The organism is Macrococcus sp. S115 (assembly GCF_030067655.1).
GTDB classification, from domain to species: domain Bacteria; phylum Bacillota; class Bacilli; order Staphylococcales; family Staphylococcaceae; genus Macrococcoides; species Macrococcoides psychrotolerans.
In genome coordinates this window covers 43814-56923 of sequence record NZ_JASJES010000011.1, presented here as the reverse complement: position 1 = coordinate 56923, position 13110 = coordinate 43814, and the positions used below count along the sequence as shown (strand labels likewise).

The window sequence follows — 13110 nt, the reverse complement described above, 5'->3', positions numbered from 1 at the left end:
GTAGGCGGTTTTTTACTTTAAAGAATTAAAGTTTCGTGGTTTAATAAAGGTATATTGAAATACAATAGGATGTACGGCAATGTATAAGGAACTTGATTATATTAAAGATTGGATAATCGTATAAAAGGAATCAAAATCAATGATCAGTTTCGGAAAGCTAAATGTTTTATCTGTACTTCTATATATTGCTGATATAAAATTATACTATGAAAGAGTTTGAAGGGAGCTGAGTATTTTGCAAATTGACAAACTTAGAGGGAAGCAACTGGATGACTTATTTGATGCTATACTGACACTTAAGACACGCGAAGAATGTTATTTGTTCTTTGATGATTTATGTACAGTGAATGAATTACAGTCGTTATCCCAACGTCTGCTTGTTGCGAAAATGATTAAGCAAGGACATACGTATGCTTCTATTGAAAAGGAATCAGGTGCATCTACCGCTACTATTTCACGCGTGAAACGTTCACTTCAATGGGGGAACGATGCATATACGCTCGTCTTAAATCGATTGGATGAAGAAGAATAACGTAGACAATTAATATTTACAGGTACTGGGTCTTTATTGATTCGGTACTTTTTTCATCATATAATAGAAAAATGAAAAGAGGAGAATCTGTGAGAAAATTATTTGTAATACTGTTGTCGGCAATGCTGCTTACTGCTTGCCAAGAGGGTAAAGCACCTGTTGAAACTAAAGACAAGACTCAAAACAATAAAAAAGAAACGGTACAAGTTAAAGAAAAGCAAGGAGCAACGACACATCACAAAGAAATAAAAGACGGAATCACCTATATCGATGGAATTCTCATCGTAAATAAAGATATAGCACTTCCAAAAACGTATCATCCAGATGTGAGTCAGGTGGCAAATCAGCATTTAAATGAGTTGATCGCTGCAGGGAACGAAGACGGATTAAACTTCGTACTCCGTAGTGCCTTTAGAAGTTATGAGACGCAAGCATCACTATATAACCAGTATGTTACAAGAGATGGACAGAAGAAGGCAGACACCTATAGTGCACGCCCTGGTCATTCTGAACATCAGACGGGACTTGCATTTGATTTAGGTAATATTGAAGGCACAGACGATTTTATGGAATCTTTTGAGGATACAAAAGAAGGTAAGTGGCTGATAAGTCATGTCCATGAATATGGGTTCATCATACGATATCCGAAAGGAAAAACTGATATTACGGGGTACCAGTATGAACCGTGGCATTTAAGATATCTAGGGCAACCTACAGCGGAGAAGGTATATGAAAGTGGCCTCACATTAGAAGAATATCTCGGTCTAAAATAAGGGGTTAAACAGCATGAAGAAATTACTCATCATCATTATTGTGTGTTTAGCTGCCTGTTCAAATGAACAAGTTGTCACACAGAAAGACACATATGTAGCATCACCGAAATATGAACGCATAACGCGTAATGGCGTTACATATATTAATGATATACTCATCGTTAATAAGAAAATTAGATTGCCTGCTGATTTCAATCCTGGAGAGAATCGATACGCGCGTATGAAATTAGATCAGATGATTAAAGATGCCAAGAAAGATAAAGAATATCTCGTTGTAAGAAGTGGCTATCGTTCTTATCAGATGCAGGAAAAACTATATAAAGAGTTTAAAGCACGAGATGCGAATGCAGACACTTATAGTGCACGCCCTGGTTACTCTGAACATCAGACAGGACTTTCCTTTGATATTGGCTCTGTTGACTCTGCGAAAGATTTAACGATTTCATTTGGTGATACGACTGAAGGAGAATGGCTGGCACAAAATGCACATAAATATGGATTTATCATCAGGTATCCTGAAGGTAAGTCAAATATTACAGGGTATCAGTATGAGTCATGGCATGTGCGATATGTTGGCACAAAGATTGCAAAAGATATATTTACTAAGAACATAACACTTGAAGAATATCTTGGATTATACCCGAAAGATCAGACAGTACAATAATAGAGAGCATGAGAAGAAATTGTAAAATCTCATCCTCTCTTTTTTTAATGTTATGAATGATAAATGATATAATATACAATAATAATATTTAAAGGAGAGACATTATGTACGAAGTGAAAGATTGGCAACATGTATTTAAGTTAGATCCAGCGAAAGAAATTAGCGATGCACACCTGGAGCTTATTTGCGAGTCAGGAACAGATGCCATCTTTATCGGTGGATCTGATAATGTAACGGTAGATAATGTACTCGATTTAATGAGCCGTGTAAGGAGATATACAGTCCCTTGCGTACTAGAATTATCGACTTTGGAAAGTGCGATACCAGGATTTGATCATTATATGATTCCTTCTGTACTTAATAGTTCGGATGTAGCGTTTCACAATGGAATACTGCACGAAGCAATTAAACAGTTCGGTCATATGATTGATTATGACCTGTTTACATTAGAGGGCTATATTGTACTTAACAAAGAGAGTAAAGTGGCGCAGCTAACGAAGGCGAATACAGTATTATCGACAGAGGATATTGAAGCCTATGCTGAGATGATTGAGGAAGTATATAAGCTGAAGACAATGTATATAGAATATAGCGGAACCTATGGTGATGTGGAAATGGTTAAGGCTGCAAAACGAAAACTGAAATCTACGCGTCTGATATATGGTGGAGGTATTGATTCACGCGCACGCGCACAAGAGATGCTTGAAGTCGCAGATACAATTGTCGTTGGGAACGTCATCTATACAGATATTAAGGCAGCATTACAAACAGTAAAGGTAGGATTATAATGAATGATTTATTAAAACATATGAATGAAGAGCAGCGTCAGGCAGTGATGACGACAGAAGGCCCACTTCTTATAATGGCAGGAGCAGGTTCTGGTAAGACACGCGTGCTGACACATCGCATCGCTTATTTAATTGACGAGAAAGATGTTTCACCTTATAAGATTCTAGCAATCACATTTACGAATAAAGCGGCGAAAGAAATGAAAGAACGTGTCAAGAAGATTATCGGTGACGAGAGTGATGTTATCTGGATATCAACATTCCACTCGATGTGTGTCCGTATATTAAGACGTGATATTGACCGTATCGGTATTGAGCGTAACTTTACGATATTAGACCCAACAGATCAGCGTTCTGTCGTTAAGGATATATTAAAGCGTGAGAATATCGATCCGAAGAAGTATGATCCACGTATGTTCGTTGCAGAAATTTCGAACTTAAAGAATGAAATGAAATCACCTGATGATGCGATTGAGGCAGCGAGTGACTTTATGAGTATGATGATCAGCAAAGTTTATACAGAGTACCAGCGCGTGCTGCTTAAGAATCATGCACTGGACTTTGACGACCTCATTATGACGACGATTCAACTGTTTGAACGTGTCCCTGAAGTTCTGGATTATTACCAGTCGAAGTTTCAGTATATCCATGTCGACGAGTATCAGGATACAAATAGAGCGCAGTATCTGCTCGTGAAGATGCTTGCCGATAAATTTAAGAATATTTGTGTCGTCGGTGACTCGGATCAGTCGATATACGGCTGGCGTGGGGCAGATATTTATAACATCTTAAGCTTTGAAGATGATTATAAAGATGCTAAGACGATCTTTTTAGAACGTAATTATCGCTCGACGAAAAATATTCTGTTTGCTGCAAATGAAGTGATCAAAAATAATACAGAACGCAAACCGAAAGCACTTTGGACAGACAACGACCATGGCTCTAAGATCAACTACTATAAAGCGATGTCAGAACGTGCAGAAGCGGAATATATCGTTTCAGAGATATTGAAGAAAAAGCGTGAAAACTATGCGCTTAGTGATATGGCAATACTGTATCGAACGAATGCACAGTCTCGTGTTATCGAGGAAACGCTGATGAAATCAAACATCAGCTATACGATGGTCGGAGGCACAAAGTTCTATGACAGAAAAGAAATTAAAGACCTGCTTAGTTATCTTCGCCTTGTTGCTAATAGCAACGAAGATATCAGTTTTACGCGAATTATCAATACACCAAAACGCGGTATAGGGCCTGGTGCACTAGATAAGATTATCGCTTATGCAGAGCATAATGGTCTGAGTTACTTTGATGCACTAGCTGAAGTAGATTTTATCGGACTGCCGAAGAAGACGACAGAGAAACTCGTTGAATTCTATACAATGATGGACAACTTAATGAAGCAGCAGGAATTCTTATCTATTACGGAATTAACCCAGACACTGCTCGATAAATCGGGTTATATGAAGATGCTTGAAGCAGAGAATACTTTAGAATCACAGTCACGTATTGAGAACATTCAGGAGTTTATGAATGTGCCGAAAGATTATGAAAAGGACACGCCAGTTGAAGAACAGTCCTTAATTAATTTCCTGACAGATTTACAACTCGTTGCAGATGTTGACAATGCAGATTTAGAAGCGGGAGTTACGCTGATGACGATGCACTCAGCAAAGGGCTTAGAGTTTAAAGTCGTCTTTGTTGCAGGTCTTGAAGAGTCGATATTCCCGCATAGCCGTAGCTTGAATAGTGATAGCGAGATGGAAGAGGAACGTCGTTTAATGTACGTTGCAATTACAAGGGCAGAAGAACATCTTTATTTATCTCATGCTGAGATGCGTAACTTATTCGGCCGAACACAAGCGAATAAGAAGTCGAGATTTATCTCTGAAATTCCAGAGGATATTCTGGATATACCAGTAGCGAGAAAGTTTCCAGCAGGTGTTAAACGCGGACCAGCACGTAGAATGACGCAAGCGGCTTCTGCTGCTCAAGCTCAAGCTACCTATAAAGTTGGTGACAAAGTAATGCATAAATCATGGGGAGAAGGATTAATCAGCAATGTGACGGATAAAGGTGGTTCAACAGAACTGGATATCATCTTCAAATCTGTAGGGATGAAGCGACTGTTAAGCCAGTTTGCCCCAATTGAAAAGAAGGAGTAATGTATGAATATTGAACAGAGAGTAACAGAACTGCATCAGTTGCTACACCAGTATAACTATGAATACCATGTACAGGATAATCCTTCTGTACCTGATAGTGAATATGATAAGTTACTGTACGAACTGATTGATATTGAACGTGAGCATCCAGAACTGAAGACGGATGATTCTCCGACTGTGCGTGTAGGTGGGACACCGGTCTCTGCATTTGAGAAAGTTGATCATGATACACCGATGTTAAGTCTTGGCAACGCCTTCAGCGAAGAAGATTTGCTGGCATTTGATAAGCGTGTTAAAGATGAAGTCGGCGAAGTGGAATATATGGTTGAACTGAAAATTGATGGTCTTGCAGTATCACTGAAGTATGTCGATGGTGTATTCGTTCAAGGTTTAACGCGTGGTGATGGTACAACGGGTGAGAACATCACGCAGAATTTAAAGACCATTCATGCGATACCATTGACGTTATCTGTACCGCTCACTTTTGAAGTGCGTGGTGAAGCCTATATGCCTAGAAAGTCATTCCTTGCGCTTAATGCATATCGGGAAAAGGTTGGAGAACAGCTAGCTGCAAATCCACGAAATGCTGCAGCAGGTTCATTAAGACAGCTGGACTCTAAGCTTACTGCGAAACGTAAGTTAGATATCTTCCTATACAGTGTGAACGATTTAAGAGAGCTTGATGCACAAAGTCAAAGTGAAGCTTTAGACAAGTTAGACGAAATCGGCTTTAAAACGAATCATGAACGAAAGCTTTGTCGTAATATGAAAGAAGTGTTCGAGTATATTAAATACTGGACAGAAGCGCGCAATGATCTAGCCTATGATATTGACGGTATCGTCATTAAGGTAAACGATTTAAGTAAGCAGGATGAGCTCGGTTTTACGGCGAAAAGTCCGAAGTGGGCGATTGCTTATAAATTTCCTGCTGAAGAAGTCATAACGACATTAAAGGATATCGAGCTGTCTATTGGGCGTACTGGTGTTGTAACACCGACTGCAATTTTAGAGCCGGTGAAAGTAGCGGGTACTACTGTAGGACGTGCGTCGCTGCATAATGAGGATTTAATTCACGAGAAAGATATACGCATCGGTGATTCGGTCGTTATAAGAAAAGCAGGAGAGATTATACCTGAAGTAGTGCGCGTCGTATTGGACAGAAGACCTGACGATACTGAGCCGTACCATATGCCTGAAATTTGCCCGTCGTGTGGTCATGAACTGGTACGCATTGAAGGGGAAGTGGCTTTGCGCTGCATCAATCCGAAATGTGATGCGAAACTTGTAGAAGGTGTGATCCATTTCGTTTCCAGAACGGCGATGAACATTGATGGTTTAGGGGAACGTATCGTCGAAGTCTTATACAATGAAGATATTATAAATGACGTTGCAGATCTATATACGTTACAACGTGAACGACTCTTAACTTTAGAACGTATGGGAGAGAAGAAAGTCGATAAATTACTGGCAGCGATAGAAGCTTCTAAGGCCAATTCACTGGAACGTCTGCTCTTTGGATTAGGTATCAGACATCTAGGTGCAAAGGCGAGTATGGTGCTTGCACAGGAATTTGGAACGATGGATAATTTAAAGAATGCCACAGTTGAAACATTGACACAAATTGATGATATTGGTGAGAAGATGGCACAGTCTTTAGTCACTTACTTGCAAAATGAAGACATCATTCATCTGCTTGAAAAACTAGAACAATATGGTGTAAATATGCGCTATACTGGGGTTACGAAAGATGATATCGAAATTCATCCGGTATTCGGCGAGAAGACGATTGTTTTAACAGGTAAACTTACTATCATGTCTCGTAGCGAAGCAACGAAAGCATTAACGAACCTTGGTGCAAAGGTGACAAGTTCTGTAACGAAGAAGACAGATATTGTTATTGCAGGTAGTGATGCCGGTAGCAAGAGAGAAAAAGCAGAGTCACTCGGAATTCCTGTATGGACGGAGCAAATGATGGTGGATGCATTACGAAATTAAGAGGGGAAATCTATGAAGCGAATAGGGATATTAATGTTGTCTACAATTATTCTGGCAAGCTGTTCAAATGGTACACCAGAAAGTAACAACAAAGAGAAGGATAAACAAATTTCAACAGACGTACAGATATCAAATGATTATTATAGAACATTGTTACCATTCAAAGAGAGCCAGGCACGTGGACTTACAAGTTCGAATATGGTAAGCAGCTACAATGGCGAAGCATTTGAGGACGGTTTATTAAATATCAGCAAGAAAGTGTACACACCAGATAAATATTTATACCGTGATGGGCAATTATTATCGAAGAGTGCTGTTGAGAGCTATCTTGAACCGGAATATACAAAGCAGGAAATCGATAATATGGATAAAGACGAGCGAATCGAAAAAAACGCTTATGCCAATTTCGGTCTCAATCCATCACATAAAGGAGAAACAGATGGGGAAAAAATTGCCCGACAATCTCCAGCGTATTTGTCGCATCTATTAGAACAGGATTTCTATACTGAAGAAGATGCAAAAAAACAGAAACTTTCAGGTATGACAATCGGTCTTGCAATGAATAGTGTATACTATTATCAAAAAGAAGCGTTTGGAACTACTTATAATGTGAAACTCGATAAAAAAGAAATCGAGAAGCAAGCTAAGCAGATGTCTGATGAAATACTTTCTAGATTACGTGTAAAGCAGGAACTGAAAAATATTCCGATCACGTTTGCTGTGTTTGTACAGTCATCGGCTGAAAGCATCACACCTGGATCGTTTACTTCATATGGTACGAGTAAAGCTGGAAGCAGTAAGATTGATGATTGGAAGAAAATAAATGAAGATTACATCTTAGTGCCATCGGACGAAGTGGGAGAACTGGATGAAAAACTGAATAATGGATTTAAGCAGTTCAACGATCAGCTACAGAACTACTTCCCGAACTTTACACAGGCAATTGGAACAGGTTATTTCGTTGATGATAAGATACAGTCACTGAAAATTAATGTGCCATTAGATTACTATGGAAAAGCAGAAGTTATCGGTGTAACCCAATATATCGCAGACTTATCAATGAAAAGCTTTGCGCATGTCGATCGCTTTGAAATCTCCATCGTAGACAACACTAGACCTCGCGCATTAATAGTGAAAGAAAAAGGTGATAAAGCACCGTACATTCATGTATATGAATAGCGAACTTAGATATTAATCTGCACGCAAGAACATGCAACCGTGGAGAAAGAGTAAAAGGTCGAGACAAGTTGTCTCGACCTTTTTATTATGAATTCACAATTTGTTTCATTTCATCGAACTCGTCAATAATACGTTGTTCAGGTTTCGGTGTAACCATACTTACAAGTACAGTTGACACAAAACTGATAAAGAACCCTGGAACAATTTCATATAACTCAAAGATACCACCGTGTGATTTCATCACAATCCAGAAGATTACTGTAATTGATCCAAGTACCATACCTGTAATCGCACCATGCTTCGTTAAACCTTTCCAATAAAGCGATAACAATACGAGCGGTCCGAATGCCGCACCGAATCCTGCCCATGCGTTACCAACTAAGTTTAAGATTGTATCGTTTGGGCTCCATGCAATTGCCATTGAAACAATTGCAACGAGTAATACTGATAGACGTCCAATCATAACGAACTCTTTCTCACGACTTGTGTCCTGAATGTTCGTTTTACGTAATAACATGTAGAAGTCTTGCGTTAAAGCACTGCTTGTAACAAGTAACTGTGAAGAAATCGTACTCATAATAGCTGCTAAGATTGCTGCTAGGAAGAATCCTGCAATTAGTGGATGGAATAACACTTGACTCATCATTACGAAGATTGTTTCAGGATTGTCTAACTTAGCATCTGATTTATTTACAAATGCAATACCAACAAGTCCTGTAACACAGGCACCGATTAATGAGATTGTCATCCATGAGATGCCGATGCGTCTTGCTGCAGGTAACTGTTTGTGTGACTTAATAGACATAAAGCGCACGATAATATGTGGTTGTCCAAAGTAACCTAAGCCCCATGCTAGTAAAGAGATAATACCAACTGTAGTCGTACCTTTGAAGAAGTCTAAGTTCGTCGGTTTAAGTTCAACGACAGTATCGAAAGCTTCCATACCATTTAATTTCATCAATGCTACGATTGGTACTAACACTAATGCGATTAACATGATTACCCCTTGGAAGAAGTCCGTAAGCGATACGGCGAGATATCCACCAAATAACGTGTAGATAATTACGATACTTGCAGTAAGTATAAGCCCGTAGTGATAATTTAATCCAAAGGAACTTTCGAATAATACGCCACCAGAAACCATTCCGGCATGCGTATATAATGTGAAGAACACGACGATAACAAGACCAGAGATAATCTTCAGTATACGTGTATGATCACTAACACGTTTCTCGAAGAAGTCAGGGATTGTAATGGCGTTATCTGCAAGCTCCGTATAAACACGTAATCTTGGTGCAACTAAGATATAGTTTAACCAAGCTCCTATCGTTAATCCGACTGCAATCCAAGTGGCAGAGAGTCCTGTAGCGTACACTGAACCTGGTAATCCCATCAGCATCCAGCCACTCATATCCGCTGCTCCAGCAGAAAGTGCTGTTACTAATGGTCCAAGGTTACGACCGCCAAGCATATATTCATCTAATGTACTTGTTGATTGTTTATATGCATAATAACCGATCCCTAACAGGATTAAGAAATATACAGCAATCATGACATACGTCATCCATGTTGCTTCAATTTTTACGTTTTGAAACGTATGACCTAATATCAAGCCCATTTGTTTATCCTCCTTTATTTTTACAATTAACGCTGAATTTTATTGTACTAGAGTGACAATATATCTATTATAATAGGGATTTAAGCGTTTTCATAGAATTATTTTTAGTATGCTTAGATTTTTTCGTTAAAATTTGATAAAATTTAAAGATGTTATATGTACATAAGGAGGACTCACATGTCAAAGATTACAAATGAGCAAGTTAAACACGTTGCACATTTAGCACGATTAGAAATTACTGAAGAAGAAGCAACAAAATTCAGTGCACAACTTGAAGCAATTCTTAACTTTGCGGATCAATTAGAAGAAGTGGATACTGAAGGTGTAGAACCGACATTCCACGTATTAGATTTGCAGAATGTATTGCGTGAAGATGTGGCAGAGACGAGCTTAACACAGGAAGAAATCTTAAAGAATGCTGCACATACAGAAGATGGACAATTTAAAGTGCCATCTATTTTAGGCGGAGGAGAATAATATGTCATTAAGATACGAATCAATCGAAAGCTTATCTCAAATGATTCAGAACAAAACGATTAAACCTTCTGAGTTAGTTGAAGATACTTTTGTGAACATCGAAAAAGATGATACAGTCATCAATTCATTTTTAGCTTTAGATAAAGAAGCTGCGTTAGAGAAAGCAAAGACTATGGATAACGAAACACCATCAGGTAAATTATTTGGAATTCCGATGGGGATTAAAGATAACATCGTAACGAAAGATGTTGAAACAACTTGTGCGTCTAAAATTTTAGGCGGCTTTAATTCTGTATATGACGCTACTGTAATGAATAAATTAAATGCAGAAAATGGTATTCTTGTCGGTAAACTGAACATGGATGAGTTTGCGATGGGTGGTTCAACTGAAAATTCATTCTACAAGAAAACAGTTAATCCATTTGATCACACTGCAGTACCTGGTGGATCATCTGGTGGTTCTGCAGCTGCAGTTGCTGCAAGCTTAGTACCTTTCTCACTCGGTAGTGACACGGGTGGTTCTATTCGTCAACCAGCATCATACTGTGGTGTAGTAGGAATGAAGCCAACTTACGGTCGTGTATCACGTTTCGGTTTAGTTGCATTTGCATCGTCACTTGACCAAATTGGACCAATTACGCGTAACGTTAAAGATAACGCAACTGTATTAGAAGTGATTTCAGGACTTGATCCACATGACTCAACAAGTGCACCAGTCGATAATGTAGACTTCACTTCACAAATTGACAAGGATATTAAAGGTCTTCGCGTAGCAGTACCGAAAGAATATTTAGGTGAAGGTGTATCTGAAGAAGTTAAGGCAAGTGTACAGGCAGCGATTAAAGCATTAGAGAAGATGGGTGCAACAGTTGATGAAGTATCACTCCCTAATTCTAAATACGGTGTTGCAACGTATTACATTCTTTCTTCAAGTGAAGCAAGTGCGAACTTAGCACGTTTTGACGGTATTCGTTACGGATATCAGGCAGAAGGGGCACAAAACTTAGAAGAACTTTATAAGAAGACACGCCAGGAAGGTTTCGGTGACGAAGTGAAACGTCGTATTATGTTAGGAACTTATGCGCTGAGCTCTGGTTATTACGATGCATATTACAAAAAAGCACAAAAAGTACGTACATTAATTAAACAAGATTTTGAACGTGTATTTGAAAACTATGACATTATTGTTGGACCGACTGCACCAACTACAGCATTTGACATCGGTGCTCAAATTAATGATCCATTAACAATGTATGCGAATGACATCTTAACAATTCCAATCAACCTAGCAGGGTTACCATCGATGTCTATTCCATGCGGAGAGTCAAACGGCCGTCCAATCGGTTTACAGTTAATCGGTAAACCATTCGACGAGAAAACTTTATACAACGTTGCATATAACTATGAACAAAGCTTTAACATGCACGAACGTTATCAATCATTATAAGGAGACTTAAACTATGCATTTTGAAACAGTAATCGGACTAGAAGTCCACGTAGAATTAAAGACAGAATCGAAAATGTTCTCAGCTTCTCCTGCACATTTTGGCGCAGAGCCAAATACGAATGTTAACGTTGTAGATCTTGGATACCCTGGTGTATTACCGGTCGTAAACAAGACTGCCGTTGACTGGGCAATGCGTGCAGCGATGGCACTAAATATGGATATTCGAACTGAAACGAAGTTTGACCGTAAAAACTATTTCTATCCGGATAACCCGAAAGCTTACCAAATTTCACAGTTTGATGAGCCGATTGGTGAGAATGGTTATATCGATATTGAAGTGAATGGCGAAACGAAACGTATCGGTATTACGCGTCTTCATATGGAAGAAGATGCAGGGAAATTAACGCATAAAGATGGCTATTCATTAGTAGACTTAAACCGTCAAGGTACGCCATTAGTTGAGATTGTATCTGAACCAGATATTCGTACACCTGAAGAAGCGTATGCGTATTTAGAGAAGTTAAAAGCAATCATTCAGTACACAGGCGTATCTGACGTCCGTATGGAGGAAGGATCACTGCGTTGTGATGCGAACATCTCATTACGTCCTGTAGGTCAAGAGAAGTTTGGTACGAAAGCAGAACTTAAAAACTTAAACTCTTTCTCATTCGTTAAGAAAGGTTTAGAGCACGAAGTAAAACGTCAGGAAGAAGTACTATTAAATGGTGGAGAAATCTTACAGGAGACACGTCGCTTTGACGAGTCGACAGGTAAGACGATCCTTATGCGTGTTAAAGAAGGGTCTGACGACTACAGATACTTCCCAGAACCAGACTTAGTACCTTTATATATTGACGAAGCATGGAAAGAACGTGTGCGTGCATCAATTCCTGAACTTCCGGATGTACGTAAAGCGAAGTATGTATCAGAGTATGGATTACCTGAATACGATGCGCACGTATTAACATTAACGAAAGAAATGTCTGATTTCTTCGAAGCGATGATCGCACTTGACGCAGATGCAAAACTTTCATCAAACTGGTTGATGGGTGGCGTAAACGAATACTTAAACAAGAACCAGAAGGAGTTACATGAAACTGCATTAACGCCTGAGAACTTAAGTGAAATGGTTAAGTTGCTTGCAGATGGTACAATCTCTTCTAAAATTGCGAAAAAAGTGTTTGCTGATACAGTAGAAACAGGTAAAGCACCGAAAGTGATTATGGAAGAACAAGGTCTTGTTCAAATTTCTGATCCTGAACAACTGAAAGCGTTCGTAACTGAAGCGTTAGATAATAATCCTCAATCTATTGAAGACTTCAAGAACGGTAAAGGTAAAGCTACAGGCTTCTTAGTAGGTCAGATTATGAAGATTTCTAAAGGACAGGCAAATCCACAGCTTGTTAATAAAATTTTGCGTGAAGAATTAGAAAAAAGATAAATAAAACAGGAGCCTGGATGAGTATTCAGGC

At 38.9% G+C, this 13110-nt stretch carries 11 protein-coding genes; 10 read left to right on the top strand and 1 reads right to left on the bottom strand.

Annotation, left to right across the window (positions count from 1 at the left end):
* Positions 1–235: 235 nt before the first annotated feature.
* The 7 genes from QNJ52_RS10890 (at position 236) to QNJ52_RS10860 (ending at position 8096) form a co-directional block, all read left to right on the top strand.
* Positions 236–532 (top strand): YerC/YecD family TrpR-related protein, encoded by a 297-nt coding sequence (locus QNJ52_RS10890; protein WP_219493034.1) that lies wholly within the window; start codon positions 236–238, stop codon positions 530–532.
* A gap of 89 nt (positions 533–621) precedes the next feature.
* The gene (locus tag QNJ52_RS10885) at positions 622–1305 is read left to right on the top strand and encodes a M15 family metallopeptidase (protein WP_283722608.1); all 684 of its coding nucleotides are present in this window, start codon (positions 622–624) and stop codon (positions 1303–1305) included.
* A gap of 13 nt (positions 1306–1318) precedes the next feature.
* Positions 1319–1969 (top strand): M15 family metallopeptidase, encoded by a 651-nt coding sequence (locus QNJ52_RS10880; protein WP_219493030.1) that lies wholly within the window; start codon positions 1319–1321, stop codon positions 1967–1969.
* 104 nt (positions 1970–2073) lie between these two features.
* Positions 2074–2757: a heptaprenylglyceryl phosphate synthase gene (gene pcrB / locus QNJ52_RS10875; RefSeq protein WP_219493029.1), complete on the top strand. Its 684-nt coding sequence runs from the start codon at positions 2074–2076 to the stop codon at positions 2755–2757.
* On the top strand, positions 2757–4922 hold the full coding sequence (gene pcrA, locus QNJ52_RS10870; RefSeq protein ID WP_283722607.1) for a DNA helicase PcrA: 2166 nt from the start codon (positions 2757–2759) through the stop codon (positions 4920–4922). The genes pcrB and pcrA overlap by 1 nt, the downstream gene beginning before the upstream one ends.
* A 3-nt stretch (positions 4923–4925) precedes the next feature.
* The gene (gene ligA / locus QNJ52_RS10865) at positions 4926–6917 is read left to right on the top strand and encodes an NAD-dependent DNA ligase LigA (protein ID WP_283722606.1); all 1992 of its coding nucleotides are present in this window, start codon (positions 4926–4928) and stop codon (positions 6915–6917) included.
* Positions 6918–6929: 12 nt separating this feature from the next.
* The gene (locus QNJ52_RS10860; RefSeq protein WP_283722605.1) at positions 6930–8096 is read left to right on the top strand and encodes a CamS family sex pheromone protein; all 1167 of its coding nucleotides are present in this window, start codon (positions 6930–6932) and stop codon (positions 8094–8096) included.
* An 85-nt stretch (positions 8097–8181) separates the two neighbouring features.
* On the opposite strand, the gene putP is transcribed toward QNJ52_RS10860, so the two are convergent.
* On the bottom strand, positions 8182–9714 hold the full coding sequence (gene putP / locus QNJ52_RS10855) for a sodium/proline symporter PutP (protein ID WP_283722603.1): 1533 nt from the start codon (positions 9712–9714) through the stop codon (positions 8182–8184).
* Between the two features lie 177 nt (positions 9715–9891).
* Between putP and gatC the strand changes: the two genes are divergently transcribed.
* From gatC to gatB, 3 genes are read left to right on the top strand one after another with little or no spacing between them, the layout of a single operon-like run.
* Positions 9892–10191, top strand: a complete 300-nt coding sequence (gatC, locus tag QNJ52_RS10850) for an Asp-tRNA(Asn)/Glu-tRNA(Gln) amidotransferase subunit GatC (RefSeq protein ID WP_012657539.1) — start codon at positions 9892–9894, stop codon at positions 10189–10191.
* Position 10192: 1 nt separating this feature from the next.
* The gene (gatA, locus tag QNJ52_RS10845; protein WP_219493025.1) at positions 10193–11638 is read left to right on the top strand and encodes an Asp-tRNA(Asn)/Glu-tRNA(Gln) amidotransferase subunit GatA; all 1446 of its coding nucleotides are present in this window, start codon (positions 10193–10195) and stop codon (positions 11636–11638) included.
* 13 nt (positions 11639–11651) lie between these two features.
* Complete coding sequence (gene gatB / locus QNJ52_RS10840; RefSeq protein WP_012657537.1) at positions 11652–13079, top strand: Asp-tRNA(Asn)/Glu-tRNA(Gln) amidotransferase subunit GatB; 1428 nt, start codon at positions 11652–11654, stop codon at positions 13077–13079.
* The last annotated feature ends 31 nt before the right edge of the window (positions 13080–13110 follow it).